Annotated in this window: 17 protein-coding genes and 1 pseudogene; 16 read left to right on the plus strand and 2 right to left on the minus strand. The window is 46.4% G+C overall.

The window, feature by feature from the left end:
• From IEW48_RS14710 to IEW48_RS14730, 6 genes and pseudogenes are all read left to right on the plus strand, one after another.
• The coding region (locus IEW48_RS14710; RefSeq protein WP_188624419.1) for an Ldh family oxidoreductase at window positions 1–753 on the plus strand (753 nt) is incomplete at its 5' end.
• 113 nt (window positions 754–866) lie between these two features.
• Window positions 867–1,081, plus strand: a pseudogene (locus IEW48_RS17200) (transposase); the annotation flags it as partial.
• Between the two features lie 278 nt (window positions 1,082–1,359).
• A complete protein-coding gene (locus tag IEW48_RS14715; protein ID WP_188624420.1) occupies window positions 1,360–2,274 on the plus strand; it encodes a fumarylacetoacetate hydrolase family protein in 915 nt (304 codons plus the stop codon).
• A 43-nt stretch (window positions 2,275–2,317) separates the two neighbouring features.
• Window positions 2,318–3,769, plus strand: a complete 1,452-nt coding sequence (gene gucD / locus IEW48_RS14720) for an alpha-ketoglutaric semialdehyde dehydrogenase GucD (RefSeq protein ID WP_229704072.1) — start codon at window positions 2,318–2,320, stop codon at window positions 3,767–3,769.
• A 319-nt stretch (window positions 3,770–4,088) separates the two neighbouring features.
• Window positions 4,089–4,484: a UPF0236 family transposase-like protein gene (locus IEW48_RS14725; protein ID WP_268236579.1), complete on the plus strand. Its 396-nt coding sequence runs from the start codon at window positions 4,089–4,091 to the stop codon at window positions 4,482–4,484.
• Between the two features lie 669 nt (window positions 4,485–5,153).
• Window positions 5,154–5,942 (plus strand): IclR family transcriptional regulator, encoded by a 789-nt coding sequence (locus IEW48_RS14730; RefSeq protein ID WP_188624423.1) that lies wholly within the window; start codon window positions 5,154–5,156, stop codon window positions 5,940–5,942.
• 456 nt (window positions 5,943–6,398) lie between these two features.
• On the opposite strand, the gene IEW48_RS14735 is transcribed toward IEW48_RS14730, so the two are convergent.
• On the minus strand, window positions 6,399–6,686 hold the full coding sequence (locus tag IEW48_RS14735) for a hypothetical protein (protein WP_188624424.1): 288 nt from the start codon (window positions 6,684–6,686) through the stop codon (window positions 6,399–6,401).
• A gap of 4 nt (window positions 6,687–6,690) precedes the next feature.
• Entirely contained in the window at window positions 6,691–6,942 is a 252-nt protein-coding gene (locus tag IEW48_RS17685; protein WP_371874892.1) for an integrase catalytic domain-containing protein, read from the minus strand.
• A 219-nt stretch (window positions 6,943–7,161) separates the two neighbouring features.
• Between IEW48_RS17685 and IEW48_RS14745 the strand changes: the two genes are divergently transcribed.
• The 10 genes from IEW48_RS14745 to IEW48_RS14790 all read left to right on the plus strand — a co-directional run.
• Window positions 7,162–7,992, plus strand: a complete 831-nt coding sequence (locus tag IEW48_RS14745; RefSeq protein ID WP_188624426.1) for an electron transfer flavoprotein subunit beta/FixA family protein — start codon at window positions 7,162–7,164, stop codon at window positions 7,990–7,992.
• Window positions 7,989–9,038: an electron transfer flavoprotein subunit alpha/FixB family protein gene (locus IEW48_RS14750; RefSeq protein WP_188624427.1), complete on the plus strand. Its 1,050-nt coding sequence runs from the start codon at window positions 7,989–7,991 to the stop codon at window positions 9,036–9,038. Before IEW48_RS14745 ends, IEW48_RS14750 begins: the two co-directional genes overlap by 4 nt.
• Window positions 9,031–10,326, plus strand: a complete 1,296-nt coding sequence (locus IEW48_RS14755; protein ID WP_188624428.1) for an FAD-dependent oxidoreductase — start codon at window positions 9,031–9,033, stop codon at window positions 10,324–10,326. The genes IEW48_RS14750 and IEW48_RS14755 overlap by 8 nt, the downstream gene beginning before the upstream one ends.
• The gene (locus IEW48_RS14760; RefSeq protein WP_188624429.1) at window positions 10,326–10,658 is read left to right on the plus strand and encodes a ferredoxin family protein; all 333 of its coding nucleotides are present in this window, start codon (window positions 10,326–10,328) and stop codon (window positions 10,656–10,658) included. Before IEW48_RS14755 ends, IEW48_RS14760 begins: the two co-directional genes overlap by 1 nt.
• Before the next feature lie 5 nt (window positions 10,659–10,663).
• Window positions 10,664–10,858, plus strand: coding sequence for a hypothetical protein (locus IEW48_RS14765; RefSeq protein ID WP_007506403.1), 195 nt, complete (start codon window positions 10,664–10,666; stop codon window positions 10,856–10,858).
• 229 nt (window positions 10,859–11,087) lie between these two features.
• Window positions 11,088–12,047 carry a sugar kinase gene (locus IEW48_RS14770; RefSeq protein WP_188624430.1) on the plus strand — a complete coding sequence of 320 codons (960 nt, stop codon included), beginning with the start codon at window positions 11,088–11,090 and terminating at the stop codon, window positions 12,045–12,047.
• Between the two features lie 57 nt (window positions 12,048–12,104).
• Entirely contained in the window at window positions 12,105–12,749 is a 645-nt protein-coding gene (locus IEW48_RS14775; RefSeq protein WP_188624431.1) for a bifunctional 4-hydroxy-2-oxoglutarate aldolase/2-dehydro-3-deoxy-phosphogluconate aldolase, read from the plus strand.
• Between the two features lie 212 nt (window positions 12,750–12,961).
• Window positions 12,962–13,993, plus strand: coding sequence for a TRAP transporter substrate-binding protein (locus tag IEW48_RS14780; protein ID WP_188624432.1), 1,032 nt, complete (start codon window positions 12,962–12,964; stop codon window positions 13,991–13,993).
• Window positions 13,994–14,059: 66 nt separating this feature from the next.
• Complete coding sequence (locus tag IEW48_RS14785; RefSeq protein ID WP_188624433.1) at window positions 14,060–14,587, plus strand: TRAP transporter small permease; 528 nt, start codon at window positions 14,060–14,062, stop codon at window positions 14,585–14,587.
• On the plus strand, window positions 14,581–15,682 hold a 1,102-nt coding region (locus IEW48_RS14790; protein ID WP_188624434.1), incomplete at its 3' end, for a TRAP transporter large permease. The genes IEW48_RS14785 and IEW48_RS14790, both read left to right, overlap by 7 nt.

A 15,682-nucleotide genomic window follows, 5' to 3' on the forward strand; every position in this document is an offset into this window, starting at 1 on the left:
CATGTAGTGGCTAAAGAAGCCATGCAGGAGGCGATCAACCGGGCAAAGTATCAGGGAATTGGTATGGTTGGGGTGATTAACAGCAGCCATTGCGGAGCATTATCTTATTATGTTCAAATGGCTGCCGGACAAAAAATGATCGGGATTGCCCTGACCCATACTGATAAAGTGATGGTGCCATTTGGGGGAGCAAAGCCCTATCTTGGTACCAACCCTATTGCCTTTGGTGTTCCGGCCAAGAAACATAAACCGATTATACTTGATATGGCAACAAGCGAAGTAGCCTTTGGCAAAGTGCTGCATGCCCGCAATCAAGGTTTGTCTATCCCGGACAGGTGGGGAGTTGATGAAGAGGGAAATCCAACTACGGATCCTCATCGGGTCAGTGCTTTGCTCCCGTTTGGAGGACCCAAAGGATATGGTCTGGCCTTGATGGTTGATGTACTGTCGGGTATATTAACCGGTTCCGCTTTTGGTCCCCATATAACAGCTATGTATGGGGATTATGACAAAAAGCGCAAGTTAGGACATCTACTCATGGCTATTGACATTTCCATATATACAACCGCAGACAATTTTTTAACTCATATCGATCAAATGATTGATGAATTGCATCAGGTACCGCCAGCACCTGGGTTTGAACGGGTGATGGTACCGGGAGAACCGGAGCAATTGAAAGAGGAAGAACGTTTGGCAAACGGCATCCCAATCACCAATGTCGTTTATCAGGAGCTGACTTCCGGAGAAGCATAATTTCTCCGGTTCGTGTCAACTCATAAAAAATCTTACCGAACTGAAACGGATCATTCATATAAAGTTAAATTGGGCACAAAGGATGACTATTACCACTAATAGTCAAGAAAACAGCCATTATCAAAATGTATCAAATAGGATGAGTACTCGTGAAACTGGTAAATTTATTGAAAGAATTTTGGACTCATCCTATTCCGCAACAACCATCAGTAACCTTACGGAGGTGTCCCTTAAGGATATTGATCAATGACAGCAAAGACCGTTAGAGAAGCGGTACATCGTTCCCTATTTAGACGGCACTTATATCAAACTTCGCCGGGATACCGTGCATTAAGACCCATGAACAGTCTTCCAGATGTCAAAGCAGCTGAAAAAAACGTGTACCTTACTGTACAGGATACCAATCACAAATGATCAGAAAGAAAGTTACGTGGGGGCCGTCAATTTAAACTTTAACAGGTGAAACTTTTTCAGCAATCCCAAATTACACAACATTTTCAAAAAAAATATGTTATAATAAATGTGAACAAAAACAAAAACATCGTTTTATATTATCGTACATCAACAAGTGTGGCAGTATAGGGCCTATTCAGAGGGAGGATGGATATGAATATCGTTCGCTTTTTAGATGAACAAGGAACAGCAGTTTTGGGTGTCTTAGAAGGGGAAGAGATCTATGAGATCACTACTCTTCATCCCGAAGCATGCCGGGACATTGTCACCCTGGCTCAGCATGCCAAAAATGTCGGTCAGACCCCTTCTCAATTGATTTCCTCATTAAACTATAGGCAGCAGGAAAAAGTTTACCGTCTGCAGAACGTTGAATTGTTAACTCCTGTTGATGCACCTGAAGTGTGGGCTTGTGGGGTGACATACGAGCGGAGCCGGGATGCAAGAAATATAGAAATGAAAGAAAAGCCCGAAGGACTTACGTTCTACGATAAGGTTTATGAAGCCGAACGTCCGGAAATTTTCTTCAAGTCCACGTCAGCCCGGACTGTTCACCCTCATCAACCAGTTTGCATCCGTTCTGATTCAGAGTGGCAAGTGCCAGAACCTGAGGTCGGTTTGGTTATTAATGGATCAGGTGAGATCATCGGTTATACTGCCGGTAATGACATGAGCAGCCGTGACATCGAAGGAGAAAATCCTCTCTATCTTCCTCAAGCTAAAATTTGGCGCAACTCATGCTCATTCGGTCCGACGATCCGTTTAGCTGAGACGGTGGATGACCCTTATAATATGGACATTGTGTGTCGTATTTACAGAGAAGAAAAGCTCATCTTTGAAGGCAGTGCTAATACGTCCCAGTTAAAACGCAAATTTCATGAACTCATTAACTATCTCCTCCGGGACAATGAGGTCTTCGACGGTACAGTTCTCTTAACTGGTACTTGTATTGTTCCTCCTGACGAATTTACCCTGCAGGAAGGAGATCTCATCGAAATTGAAGTATCCGGTGTGGGAACCTTGTCCAATCCTGTTGCTCTGGCGACACGGACAGGAGTACAAAAATCTTAACTTCATATAAAAAATCACAATGGTGGAAAAGGAGTGGGTATTTATGACACAAACTTATCTCAATTACATCAACGGAGAATGGAAAGCTTCTGCATCCGGTCAAACCATCAAGAGCATCAACCCGGCTAACGTTAATGAGGTCGTTGGGGAAATCCAAGCTTCAACTGCAGACGATGTTCAAGAAGCTGTTCAGGCGGCTAAAGCAGCTCAGAGAACATGGAAAAAAATGTCTGGCGCCGAACGAGGCCATATTTTGTATAAAGCAGCTGACATTTTGGAAAGTCGCCTAGATGAAATTGCCGAATCCATGACCCGGGAAATGGGAAAAACGCTCCCTGAGGCCAAAGGAGAAACGATGCGTGGTGTTCATCTGTTGCGCTATTATGCTGGGGAAGGCTTACGCAAAGTAGGGGATGTCATCCCGTCAATGGATGGGAAAACTCATCTTTATACGACCCGCGTCCCCTTGGGCGTTGTTGGTATCATTACCCCGTGGAACTTCCCAGTGGCCATTCCGATTTGGAAGATTGCCCCTGCTCTCATTTACGGCAATACCGTTGTCTTTAAGCCAGCCAGTGACACAGGGGTAACAGCAGCAAAAGTGGTTGAGGTCTTCGCACAGGCTGGTTTGCCAAAAGGAGTGCTTAATTTTGTCACTGGAAGCGGATCCCGTGTGGGTAATGCCATTATTGAACATGACGATATTCATGGTATCTCCTTTACTGGATCTAACTCAACGGGCCGTTATATTGCCCAAACTGCTGCTGCCCGGGGCGTAAAATATCAGCTTGAAATGGGAGGGAAAAATCCTGCCATCGTCGATGAAGAGTGTGATTTGGACTTGGCCGTCACCCAAGTCATCAATGGAGCCATGAAGTCGACGGGACAGAAATGTACGGCAACGAGCCGGGCTTTGATCCATCGCAACATTTATGAGCAATTTAAAGCTAAACTGCTTGATGAACTTCAAAAAATCACCATTGGAGACGGTTTGCAAGATGGCGTTTGGATGGGGCCTGTAGCCAACAAAAACCAGCTCGATACCATTCTCAAGATGATTGAAAAAGGCAAAAGTGAAGGCGGCAAGATTCTTTTCGGCGGGGAAGTGCCAGAAGGTGAGCAGTACAAGAACGGTTACTTTATTCAACCAACCGTGTTCGAAAGCGTCTCTCCCAAAGCAGACATTGCTCAGGAAGAGATTTTTGGTCCGGTTCTGGTGCTTATTCCAGTGGACAGTTTAGAGGAAGCTTTTGAAATTGCTAACGACGTCCGTTTTGGACTCAGTGCTTCTCTGTTTACCACTAACGTGAATAAAGCACTGTCATTTATAGATGAGATAGATGCCGGTATGGTTCGTATTAATGGTGAAACAGCTGGTGTGGAGCCCCAAGCACCATTTGGCGGCATGAAGGAATCCAGTTCACATTCCCGTGAACAAGGACGTGCTGCTATTGAATTTTACACTTCCATTAAGACTGTTTCCATTTGTCGTTAAGCTGATCATTCATCAAGGTAAAACTAGGCATCTCTTCTTGAAGACCTCTTCGTGAACTGGGTTCACGGAGAGGATTTTTTTACATTGAATAAGATGTGCTGGCAATTAAGGAATGATATTTAGGTAGAGTAAAATAATTATTGGTTCAGGGAGGATTTTTATGTAGAAAAGAGAAAGAGACCCATGGGTAAAAAACCGAAAAAGGAGGGTCTCTTTCCATGGAGTTATCCAATTATATCTCCATGTTATCGAAAAAAATTGTAGAAGGCAAGATGAATTTTGCAGATGTTGAGGAAGAATTGAAAAGACATCGGCTTACCTGGCGACAGAAGTAGCCTATCGTAAAAGTGAAAAGATGTTGAAGCAGCTGGGCATACCGATAGGCCATGAGACCATTCGCAACCATGTTCAAAGATATGGGGAAGCGATCAAACACAAACAGGAGCAATGGAATAAGGATGAGGCCAGTGGAAAACGTGCGAGTGAGATCATCATGGTGGAGTCCGATGGGATTTACGTTTCCCTGCAAGGCAAAGACCGGAAGAAAAGCAAGCGACATGAGATCAAAGTGGGCTGCCAATATGAAGGGTGGGAAAAGGCAGATCCTGCCGGGAGCAAGTACTGCTTGAAGAACCTACACGTGTTGGCCACCGTCGATTCAAGTGAGGCTTTTTGGGACCTTGACGCAATGTCGAAGGGAAAAGAAAGTCTCTAAAGCCAAGATTGAAGAACTGCGCAAGCGGATCTTGAGGCACTGGGAAAGCCCGAAGGATTACCGCACACGAGAAGTCAAACTGCCAGAGATCGCTCGTGGTGTAGGCAACATTGAAAACATCAACGATATTCTGATTGCTGACCAAATGAAAAAGCGTGGTTATGAGTTGGCGTGTCAGAGGAGCAGACCATCTCATCCAAGTACGAGCCAGCATTCTGAATGGCGAGTGGGAAGACGTTTCTCAGTGGGTTTTACGCCAAGCAGAGGCTGTACAAGAAGACAAAACGTGGCAGAAGAAAAACAGGCCAGCTCAGAGAAGAGCAAACTGTGGCGTGGTGTCAGGCACATATGCCCGGAGCCACAGGTTGTGAGCAGTGGCTAAGGGAGTTTTCAAAAGTAATACAGAACACTTTCATCGCTTAAAGCAATGAAGTTGTAAGAGCACTTGAAGGCAGGACTCGAAAAATGAGGTTCCATGGGTCTCGGGAAACAAAAAGAAAAAAGAACCAATAAACTATTGACGGTTACGAGTTGACACGTTGGGTTGTTCCTCATGCGCAAATGATGTAAAATAGTTTTCTAATGTAAAACAAATGACTTAACTGAATTGACACATGAAAACGTAATGGTGTATGAAAGGATATTATTTAGTGTTAGGGGGTGTTTAAAGTGAAAGAAACAAAAGGGCTCATTAATGCAGTTGACCGGGCATTACGAATCCTGGATTTATTTACTGATCAGCAGCCTGAATTAAAATTAACAGAGATCAGCAAAACGCTTAATTTGCACAAAAGTACTGTTCATGGTCTGTTACGCACTCTTGCTCATCATGGTTATATTTCTCAAAATCCAGAAACAGGAAAGTACCGGCTTGGGCTTAAATTTTTGGAAAAGAGCGACAGAGTATTGCATGCACTAGATCTCCGTAAAATCGCTAATCCTCATTTGCGAGAAATTGCTAAAAAATACGGCGAGAGTACCCACTTAGTGATATTGGAGGGTGGAGAAGCCATCTATATTGATAAAATTGAAGGCCACCTGGCCATCGGTATGTATTCCCGAATCGGTAAACGGGCTCCAATATATTGTACGGCAGTGGGAAAGGTTTTAGTTTCAGAAAAACCAGAATGGGAGCTTAAGGAGATTGTCCAAAACCAGAACTATATTAGGCATACCAAGAATACAATTAATAGTGCAGATGAATTATTGGAAGAAATTAGACGCGTCAGAGAGTTAGGGTATGGCATGGATGATGAAGAGTTAGAGATTGGATTGCGGTGTATCGCTGTTCCTGTGCGCAATAATACGGGTTCCATTGTAGCTGCCATTAGTATCTCAGGTCCTACAATGCGCCTCAGTAACAAGGTACTCCCTGAAGTGGTCGATAGCATGAAAAAAGCCGCTGCCCAGATATCGTCAGAATTGGGTTACCAAAAAGATAGAGAGCTGCCAATTTAATCCCCATAACAAACCACGTCAGAATGTGCTAGTTTTCTCCCCTTAGCCTTATCGTTGTCATGTACCCTTCCTTAACAGCGCGGATTAGCCTCCCATTAGAGCAATAAGATTGACATAGTGCAATCCGCGCTGATTCACCCGGCGTGTCAACTCATACAAAAATCTTACCGAACAGAAACTGATCACTCAAATTAAAATCTAACCCAAAAGGCACCACGAAGTGGTGAGAGAAAGGCTTTGCCCCTTGGTTATCCCTTCCTTTCTCGCCAACGAGCTGTCAAGGGCGGCGTAGCCGTCGCATCGCGATTGCTGTCAAGCAACCCTTGACAGGAGGCGGGCGAGAAAGGACAATGGAGTTAAAGGCAAGCCTTCTAATTATGGACGATTTGTTCTACAGTCTTGTCAGCCGATGGCGTCTGAGGGTCTTTAGCTAACACTGTAGTTTTTGATGCATGTTCAGCGGATTGAGGGCTTGCCTTTTTGCATCAGCGCCTCTGCTTGATCTGCAGAAAGCACTCCTTTTTCAAGTAGACGGTCAAATGGTGTTTTGGCCTGGTCATAGCGCTTTTTCACTTTACCCCCTTGCCGTGATTTGGCGATCACCTTACGCATGGGTAAAAGCAGGTTCACATAGGGGTCAAGGCGTGTATACACCGCATTAAGCCAAGCCACCGTTTCAGGTGTGTCATAGCGCTCGTAGCCCACAATCTCCCGCACATATTGCCGGTTTTTTTGCTCAGCCATGGGGTTATCCGTTTTTATGATACGGACGGCTGCGAGTGAACCTTATACCGTGAGCCTGGCAAAACTTGGGCAGATGATGGTTGAAAAATTCGCTGCCATTATCCGAATGTAAGCCCCACACCTCATGAGACCATTCAACCAGGATCTCCTTTAACGCTTCAAAAACGGCTTTTTGACTTTTGCCGAGGATCGCCCGTCTTCTGCTATAACCTGTCACCCGGTCCACCACGGTCAGGGTGTAGGCATAGTGGCCCAGCGCCTAGCCGCCGTTATGTTCCACCAAATGACATCCTCACATCCCATCCCCTCAGTAAGATTTCGATGTGAGTGATCCAATCTCCTTTCGGTAATATTTTAACTGAGTGATTGCGCCCGGTTTTGTAAAATGCTTAGATGTGTTAAAAAATTAATAAATAACATAATATTTGGGTGTATCTTGATTCAGAACAAGACGTTGAGGACAGGAGGGGATTATATGCTGCATATTGTCGCTTGTATCAAACAGGTGCCGGACACCAAAGTGATCAAAATGAATCCCAAAACCAATACCATGGACCGCTCCAGTGCACCTGCCATTTTGAACCCGTACGATGCCCATGCAGTGGAAGAAGCGGTACGCCTTAAAAAAAGGTATGGCGGCACGGTCTCTGTCCTGACCATGGGTCCGCCGCCGGCCGTCAAAGCGATAAAAAAGTGCATTGAGCTTGGGGCAGACGAAGGGTACATGATCACTGACCGTGCCTTCGCCGGAGCTGACACACTGGCGACCAGTTATGCGTTGACCAAAGCTTTGAATAAAATTGCTAAAATTCGGCCTATTGACTTGATCATATGCGGCAAAATGACGATTGACGGGGACACAGGTCAAGTAGGGCCAGGCATTGCCCGCCGTCTGGACATCCCGCCCCTGACCGGTGTGAAAAAAGTGGTGGAGATCAACAAAGAACAAGGCTATGCCGTTGTGCACCGCAAGTTAGAGGACGGCTATGAAGTGGTCCAATCCACCCTGCCCTGTCTGTTTACCGTTGAAAAAGAGATCAATGAGGTTTCTTTTGCTCCTTTGCCCAATATGATCAAAGCGGCCCGCTACCAGCCCCACATCTGGTCTGTCAACGACTTGGAGGATGTGGACCGCAAACAATTGGGACTGAAAGGTTCACCCACCATTGTGGCCAAAGTGTGGGCGCCGCCTAAGCCGGAAGGCGGTAAGCTGTTGGCAGGGTCACCGGAGGAGCAGGTTAAGCAGATCGTCTCCATTGTGCTGGAAAAGAAAGAGCTGTTCCAAGACAAGGGGGGAGTGCAATGAACTTTGCCGATTACAAGGGGATTTGGGTGTATATCGAGGAGAAAGAGGGCAGCATCGCCCCTGTTTCTCTGGAGCTGTTGGGAGCAGGCCGACAGCTGGCCGACAAACGGGGCGTAGAACTGGCCGGTGTCTTAATCGGCCATGGTGTCAAACATTTGGCCCAAACGTTGTTTGAGTATGGAGCCGATACGGTCTACGTCTATGATGCTCCCATTTTTGATCATTACCGCACAGAACCGTATATGTACGCCTTATTGGACTGCTGCCGGAAGTATAAACCGGAGGTGATCCTGTATGGTGCAACCCCTACGGGTAAAGATTTAGCCAGCGCTGTGGCGACCGACTTGCCTACAGGTCTCACGGCGGACACAACCATGTTGGACATTGAGGAAGATACGGGATTGCTTTTGGCCAGCCGGCCCGCTTTTGGCGGAAATATTATGGCCACGATTTTGTGTAAAAAATACCGTCCCCAAATGGCTACGGTGCGCCCAAAAGTGATGACAGCCCTCCAACCCCAACCGGGACGTACGGGAAAACTGGTTGAAGAAAGCATTCTGCTCCGGGAAGAGGATGTGCGCACCAAAGTGCTGGAAGTTGTGCGGGAGACCACCAAAAAAGTGCGCATTGACGAAGCAGACATTATCGTCGCCGGTGGCAAAGGCATGGGCAGCAAGGAAGGTTTTCAATTGATCCACCTGCTGGCTGAGGTCTTAGGGGCCGCTGTGGGAGCCAGCCGGGATGTGGTGGAGGCAGGCTGGATCGGTCATCAGCATCAGGTGGGCCAAACCGGAGTAACAGTGACGCCCAAAATCTATTTTGCCATCGGCATCTCCGGGGCCATCCAGCACCTGGTGGGTATGCAAAATTCGGGCTTAATTATCGCTATTAACAAAGACCCCAATGCCCCCATTTTCCAAGCGTGCCATTACGGCATTGTAGGCGACGCGTTTGAGATTGTCCCCTTATTAATCGAACACTTTAAGCAAGCCTTGTCCCACATGAACGAAGCCGTGCAGACAGAGGAGGAGGTACGCCATGCCTGAAAAATTTGATTGTATTGTGGTGGGCGCCGGTCCAGCGGGAACCTCTTGTGCCTATGAGCTGGCCAAAGCAGGAGTGAACGTGTTGCTTTTGGAACGGGGAGAATACCCGGGCTCAAAGAACGTGATGGGCGGTGTCTTGTACCGCAAAATGATGGAAGATATTATCCCTGGTTTTCACAAGGAAGCGCCTCTGGAGCGGCCCGTCGTCGAGCAGCGCTTTATGCTGATGGATAAAGAATCAGCTCTGGCTTTCAGCTACAAAGGGCTGGAATGGGCCCGCGAGCCTTATAACAACTTTACCGTGCTCAGAGCCAAATTTGACCAGTGGTTTGCCCAAAAAGCGGTGGAGCAGGGCGCCTTGCTGGTCTGTGAAACGGTCGCTTTGGAATGCATTGTTGAAGATGGCCGGGTGGTTGGGGTCAGAACGGACCGTCCCGATGGAGACGTGTATGCCGATGTGGTGGTGCTGGCTGACGGGGTCAACTCCCTTTTGGCCAAGCAACTTGGTTTTCATAAAGAATGGCGGCCTAATGAAGTGGCCCTGGCCACGATGGAAATTTTGAAACTGGATAAGAAAGTGATTGAAGACCGCTTTAATTTGGAACCTGACCAGGGGTGCACGATTGAAATGTTTGGGGATGCCACCAAAGGCATTCTGGGCACCGGGTTTTTGTACACCAACAAAGATACTTTAAGCATAGGCGTTGGCACGTTACTTTCCGGCCTGATCAAACATAAGATAAAACCATACGAACTGTTGGAGTATGTTAAAAACCATCCCATGATCCGCCCCTACATCCAGGGCAGTGAGCCTGTGGAATATTTGGCTCATCTCATCCCTGAGGGGGGCTACCGTTCCATGCCCAAGGTGGTTGGGCACGGGGTGCTGGTCGTCGGGGATGCGGCCCAGCTGGTTAATGCCATTCACCGGGAAGGCTCTAATCTGGCCATGACTTCTGGCCGTCTGGCTGCGGAAACCATTATCATGGGCAAGGAATACAATGATTTTTCTGAGAACATGCTGGACCATTACCGCGTCAAGCTGATGGAAAGTTTTGTGGGCCAGGACATGAAAAAATACAAAGATACAACCCATCACTTTGATAAATTTCCCCAATATTTCGAACGCTATATTCCCATGCTGAACCGGGCGGCCAGCCAAATGTTTACGGTTGATGGCCTGTCCAAATGGGAAAAGCAGAAAAAAATTTGGCGTGACATCGGCTCAGCAGGTGAAAAAATGAAACTTGCCCGGGATGTGATCCGGGCCTTGAGGGTGATGAAATAATGGCTGAAGCGGCCAGAAAAATCTCTCTGGAGGGTGCCAGGGAGACGGCCAAAGGGCAAACCATTGAGGAAAAACAGTATCTGGTCCGGTTCAATGCGGACACCAAATCCCACCTGCATGTCCTTGACCCGGAGATCTGTATGACCAAATGTCCGGACAAAATCTGTACCATTTTTTGCCCGGCAGATGTGTACAAATGGGAAGAGGTCCGCATGCATGTGGGGTATGAAGGGTGTCATGAATGCGGCAGCTGCCGCATCGGTTGTCCTTACCAAAATATAAAGTGGGAATATCCCAAGGGCGGTCATGGGATCGTCTTCCGCTTAGGGTGAACATGATGTTCAAAATTGGTGACTGTGTAATTTACGCCTTGGATGGGGCCAGAGGGGTTGTGCTGGGTATGAACAACCATTCCTGCCACGTGATCTGGGAAGACTATTTTGTCAGTTGGGAAAAGATGGAGCTGCTGACGGTGGATGATGAGCTGACGAAGAAGCAAAAAATTGCCGTTCCTAAGCGCACGCCGACTTAAATGTTCTCTTCTGTCCAACTGGAGGCTTTCATTTCAAATACATGTGTCTTGATTTTTAAAATAGATTGATATAGAATAAGAATTAACATTGTATGCGTTTTCTTTTTAAACATATATCGGAACAACATTCCGTATATCGGAATAATCGATCCCTATATGTTTGATTAAACTAATATAATCAACATGATTCACTCTAGCACACGACAAAGAAGATTGAGGTGGAAGAGGATTGGCATTAGACGTTGTCACATTTGGTGAGACAATGGTGTTATTTAGTTCAGACCGGCCAGTGCCCCTTGAGTATACCCATCAGTTTTACAAACAGATTGGCGGGGCTGAGTCCAATGTGGCCATTGGTTTGGCGCGGTTGGGACATCAAGTGGGCTGGTTCAGCAAGTTGGGCAAAGACCCGTTTGGCCGCTTCATTGAGAAGTTTATCCGGGGGGAAGGGGTCGATACGAGCCGGTGCATGTATACCGACCAGGCCCCCACTGCCGTGTTTTTTAAGGAAAAATTAAATCCCAAAAACATTAATGTCTACTATTACCGTAAAGGTTCAGCAGCCAGTCTGCTGCGAGCGGATGATCTGGATGAAGCATACATCACTTCAGCCAAAATGCTTCATCTGTCCGGTATTACTCCTGCGCTGGGCTCATCGGCGAAGGAAACGGTGTATAGAGCAATTGAGATGGCCAAGGCAAAGGGCGTCAAGGTTGTGTTTGACCCCAACATCCGTCTGAAGTTATGGTCCCTAGAGGAATCCAAGCCTGTATTGCTGGATTTGATCCGCCAAGCTGACATTGTTTTGCCTGGTGTGGAAGAGGGACAGCTCATAACAGGAGAAGAAGAGCCTGAAAAGATTGTTGACGCATTGCGTGCCCATGGGCAGCAAATCTTCGTTGTCAAGATGGGAGCAAGGGGTGCCTATTACGATAACGGCCAGGAAAAGGGTTATGTTCCAGGCTTTAAAGCGGAAGTGGTTGATCCCGTTGGCGCTGGTGACGGATTTGCCGCCGGCGTAATCAGCGGGCTGCTTCGTGGCTGGACCATGCAGGAGGCGGTGCGGCTGGGTAATGCTGTAGGGGCCATGGTGGTGGGTGTCAGCGGTGATGTGGAAGGCTTGCCCTATTGGCATGAAGTTGAGCAGATGCTATATAACAACGGCACAAGGCAAGATGTTATGCGTTAAAAAAGGTATTCAACATTCAAGCACTGGACCCAAATCTAGGTAAAGGAGAAGGTAGAGATGAGAAAGGAGCAGGCGTTACAACAGTTATTGGAGAACGGGCTCGTTGTGGTCGTTCGACGTCCCCCTTTTAGAGAAGTGGAGGCTATTGCCCAAGCCTTGGTGGACGGCGGTGTCCAAGCCCTTGAAATTACCTTTGATTCTGAGGATGCTCCACAGATGATTGACAAACTGAAAAGCAGATTTGGAGATGAGGTGCTTGTCGGGGCTGGCACAGTACTGTCAGTGGAGCAGGTTAAACAAGCAGTTGCTTGTGGTGTTGATTTTGTGTTCTCGCCCCATTATGACCCAAGGATTGTGGAGGAGACGATTAAACATGGAAAAATCTCTATTCCGGGCGCTATGACGCCTACAGAGATTGTTCAAGCCCATCACAGTGGAGCAGATTTGATTAAAGTGTTCCCAGCTTCAACGTTGGGCCCCCGTTATTTTAAAGAACTGCGGGGACCGCTGTCCCATATCCGGCTCATGCCCACAGGAGGCGTGAATCTGGATAATATCCCGGCCTTTATTGAAAACGGGGCCGTGGCTGTAGGGGTCGGGGGAGCTTTATTAAAACCGGCCTTGATAAAAGAAAAAGCGTATGCTCAGCTGACTGAATTAGCCAGCCAGTTTGTTGAAACACTTAAAAAAGCTCGTAATTAGGCAAGGCTTTATTCAACAACTTTTATCATTATATCGGAACTATGTTCCGTATTATTGAAGGGGGTGATACATAGGACAGTTGTACAGGAATTAGATAACTTAAAGTTATTCATGTATACCTTTTCAATTAGACATGTTATCTTAGGGTGAAGCTGATTGGAAGAGAAAATGAATAGGTTACGTAATAAAACAAGATAGGGGGAGTCATTAACATGATTTTGAAAGCGGTTTTAAGAGTTGGTTGTTTACTTGCGTTAATCGGTCTGCTAACAGCTTGTGGGCAAACGGGAGAGGAAGGTGCGACAGAAAGCAGTGAAAGTAGTGCTCCTGAAACCAAAACGATTAAAGTAGCTAATTACTTTGCTTCTGACCATCCACAAAATGTGGCTTTGAGAGAAACTTTTAAGCCAATGGTGGAAGAAAATTCAGAGGGTCGCTTGAAAGTAGAGATCTATGATAACAGTCAGTTAGGAGCAGAAGAAGCGTTCTTAGAAGGTGTACGCAACGGCACCATTGAAATGGTGGTTGCTGGTATGCTGTTACAGGGAAGTGAGCCCAAAATTGGTGTTGTGGAGTGGCCCTTTATTTTCCGTGATTATGATCATGCTAAAAAGGTACTAAATGGCCCTGTTGGGGAAGAAATTGCCCAGGCCTTTGAACAGTTTGGTGTCAAACCCTTAAACTGGACAGTTAATGGTTTTCGGGTTGTATCCAGCGACAGAGCCATCGAGTCTTTGGAAGATTTCAATGGCTTCAGATTAAGAATGCCCAATGCCCCAATCTTTATCAGTGTGGGAGAAGCATTAGGGGCCAATGTGACGCCGCTTGCTTTTTCCGAGGTGTTCACTGCTTTGGAACAAGGTGTTATCAATGGACAGGAGAACCCATATATCACCTTAGTTCAATCAGGATTTTATGAGGCTCAAAGTCATGTCATTGAAACTAGACATATCTTCAGTCCTAACATTTATTTGCTGAACCAAGCTTTTTGGGATAGTCTAGATCCAGAATTGCAGGAAGTAGTAGCTGAAGCAGCCGCTGCTGCTGCTGAGCAAGTGTGGGAGTTGCTCATTAAACAGGAGAATGAGATGAAAGAGTACCTGAAAGAGCAGGGATTGGTGATCATCGAACCCGATGAAGCCTTCAGGCAGGAAATGATAGATGCCATGCAGCCTGTATATGAGGAACTTTTTAAAGAATATGAGTGGGCTGAAGATCTCTACCGGCGTATTACTGAACAGTAAATGGATATAGGATTATCCTAAATCCATTTCTGCTCATTCTGCTCACTATTAGGAGGTGGGACTCCAATGAATAAAATGGTACGGGTTCTTAACGGACTATTAAACGGTATCATTACGGTTATTTTTTCAAGTATGGTACTGCTAGTATTTGTCAACGTTGTTTTACGTTATGTGCTTGACTCAGGGATTACCTGGTCAGAAGAATTTGCTCGCTTTTTATTTGTTTATATTGTCTTTTTGGGGGCAATAGTCGCGCATAAGGAGAAAGCGCATCTAGGCGTGGATCTATTAGTAGGCTCGCTTCCTCTTGGGTTGCAAAAAGCGGTTTATGCCTTGATTAATTTCATCGTCATTGCCGTTCTTTATTTGTTTGTAGATGGTGCACTTAAAATGTATCAACTGAACATTAATAATTTTGCACCTGCCACAGGTATTTCACTTTCTGTCTTATACGTAGCCGGAATTGCGGCAGGTATCATTATGATAGTAATCAGTGCGGTGCAAACGATTCAGTTTGTCTGGTTTAACAAAAATGCACCGAGCTGGGCCAAATCAGAAGCGCATGATTCCTCTAAGGAGGATCGATCATCATGATATGGGTTTTTTTAGGTGTATTGTTTGCCTTTCTTTTTCTCGGTGTGCCTGTGGCTTTTGCGATGTTGATCAGTGCAATCGCCATGATGTTGGTGATGGGCAATTTTGACACACAGATCATTGCTCAAAACCTAATCAATGGGGCCAACAGTTTTCCGTTATTGGCTATTCCCTTATTTATCTTAGCCGGAGAGATTATGAATGCGGGCGGGATTTCACGCCGAGTGGTGGACTTTGCCATTAAAATGGTCGGACACATCCGGGGCGGACTGGGATACGTGGTCATTCTGGCCGGTGTCTTGTTTGCTGGATTGTCCGGATCCGCTGTGGCTGATACAGCCGCATTGGGGGCCATATTAATTCCCATGATGGCCGCCAGAGGCTATGATATTAAACGTTCAACGGGTTTGGTGGCCTCATCCGGAATCATTGCGCCCATTATTCCCCCCAGTATTCCCTTAATTTTGTTTGGTGTGGTGGGGGGAGTTTCCATTACACAGCTGTTTATGGCTGGTATTGTACCAGGAATTTTGTTTGCTATGGGATTAATGATTGCATGGTATCTGGTTGCAAAGAGGGATAATTATGAAAAAATGCCCAAGGCCAGCAATAAGGAACGTCTGCAAGCATTTGCTAAGGCTATATGGGCTCTGTTGTTGCCTGTAATTATCATCGTTGGATTGCGGGGCGGCATTTTTACCCCAACCGAAGCAGCGGTTGTTGCGGTGGTGTATGCTTTATTAATAAGTTTTACTGTATATCGTGGGGAATTGAAAATCAAAGATCTCCCTCAGGTGTTTGTCAACGCCACCAAAACAACAGGCGTGGTCATGTTTCTGGCTTCGGCAGCCATGGTGACGGCGTGGGTGATTACAGTGGCTCAAATTCCGGCCCAATTGGTGGGAATCCTAGGAGATATCACCGAATCGCCTTTGTTGTTACTCTTGATTTTGATGATATTCCTTCTTTTGGTCGGTTTGGTTATGGATATGACACCAGCTATTTTGATCTTTACCCCTATTCTGTTGCCTGTAATTGAAGCAGCAGGTATTCATCCGGTTTATTTTGGGATCATTATGGTAATGACCTTGTGTA

This window comes from Caldalkalibacillus thermarum (genome assembly GCF_014644735.1).
Taxonomy (GTDB): Bacteria; Bacillota; Bacilli; order Caldalkalibacillales; family Caldalkalibacillaceae; genus Caldalkalibacillus; species Caldalkalibacillus thermarum.

Excerpts from the sequence above, each read along its gene's own strand:
- IEW48_RS14715 (WP_188624420.1), top strand. The coding sequence starts at position 1,360 with ATGAATATCGTTCGCTTTTTAGATGAACAAGGAACAGCAGTTTTGGGT.
- gucD (WP_229704072.1), top strand. The coding sequence starts at position 2,318 with ATGACACAAACTTATCTCAATTACATCAACGGAGAATGGAAAGCTTCT.
- IEW48_RS14735 (WP_188624424.1), bottom strand. The coding sequence starts at position 6,686 with ATGGCTGAGCAAAAAAACCGGCAATATGTGCGGGAGATTGTGGGCTAC.
- IEW48_RS14745 (WP_188624426.1), top strand. The coding sequence starts at position 7,162 with ATGCTGCATATTGTCGCTTGTATCAAACAGGTGCCGGACACCAAAGTG.
- IEW48_RS14750 (WP_188624427.1), top strand. The coding sequence starts at position 7,989 with ATGAACTTTGCCGATTACAAGGGGATTTGGGTGTATATCGAGGAGAAA.
- IEW48_RS14755 (WP_188624428.1), top strand. The coding sequence starts at position 9,031 with ATGCCTGAAAAATTTGATTGTATTGTGGTGGGCGCCGGTCCAGCGGGA.
- IEW48_RS14760 (WP_188624429.1), top strand. The coding sequence starts at position 10,326 with ATGGCTGAAGCGGCCAGAAAAATCTCTCTGGAGGGTGCCAGGGAGACG.
- IEW48_RS14765 (WP_007506403.1), top strand. The coding sequence starts at position 10,664 with ATGTTCAAAATTGGTGACTGTGTAATTTACGCCTTGGATGGGGCCAGA.
- IEW48_RS14775 (WP_188624431.1), top strand. The coding sequence starts at position 12,105 with ATGAGAAAGGAGCAGGCGTTACAACAGTTATTGGAGAACGGGCTCGTT.
- IEW48_RS14780 (WP_188624432.1), top strand. The coding sequence starts at position 12,962 with ATGATTTTGAAAGCGGTTTTAAGAGTTGGTTGTTTACTTGCGTTAATC.
- IEW48_RS14785 (WP_188624433.1), top strand. The coding sequence starts at position 14,060 with ATGAATAAAATGGTACGGGTTCTTAACGGACTATTAAACGGTATCATT.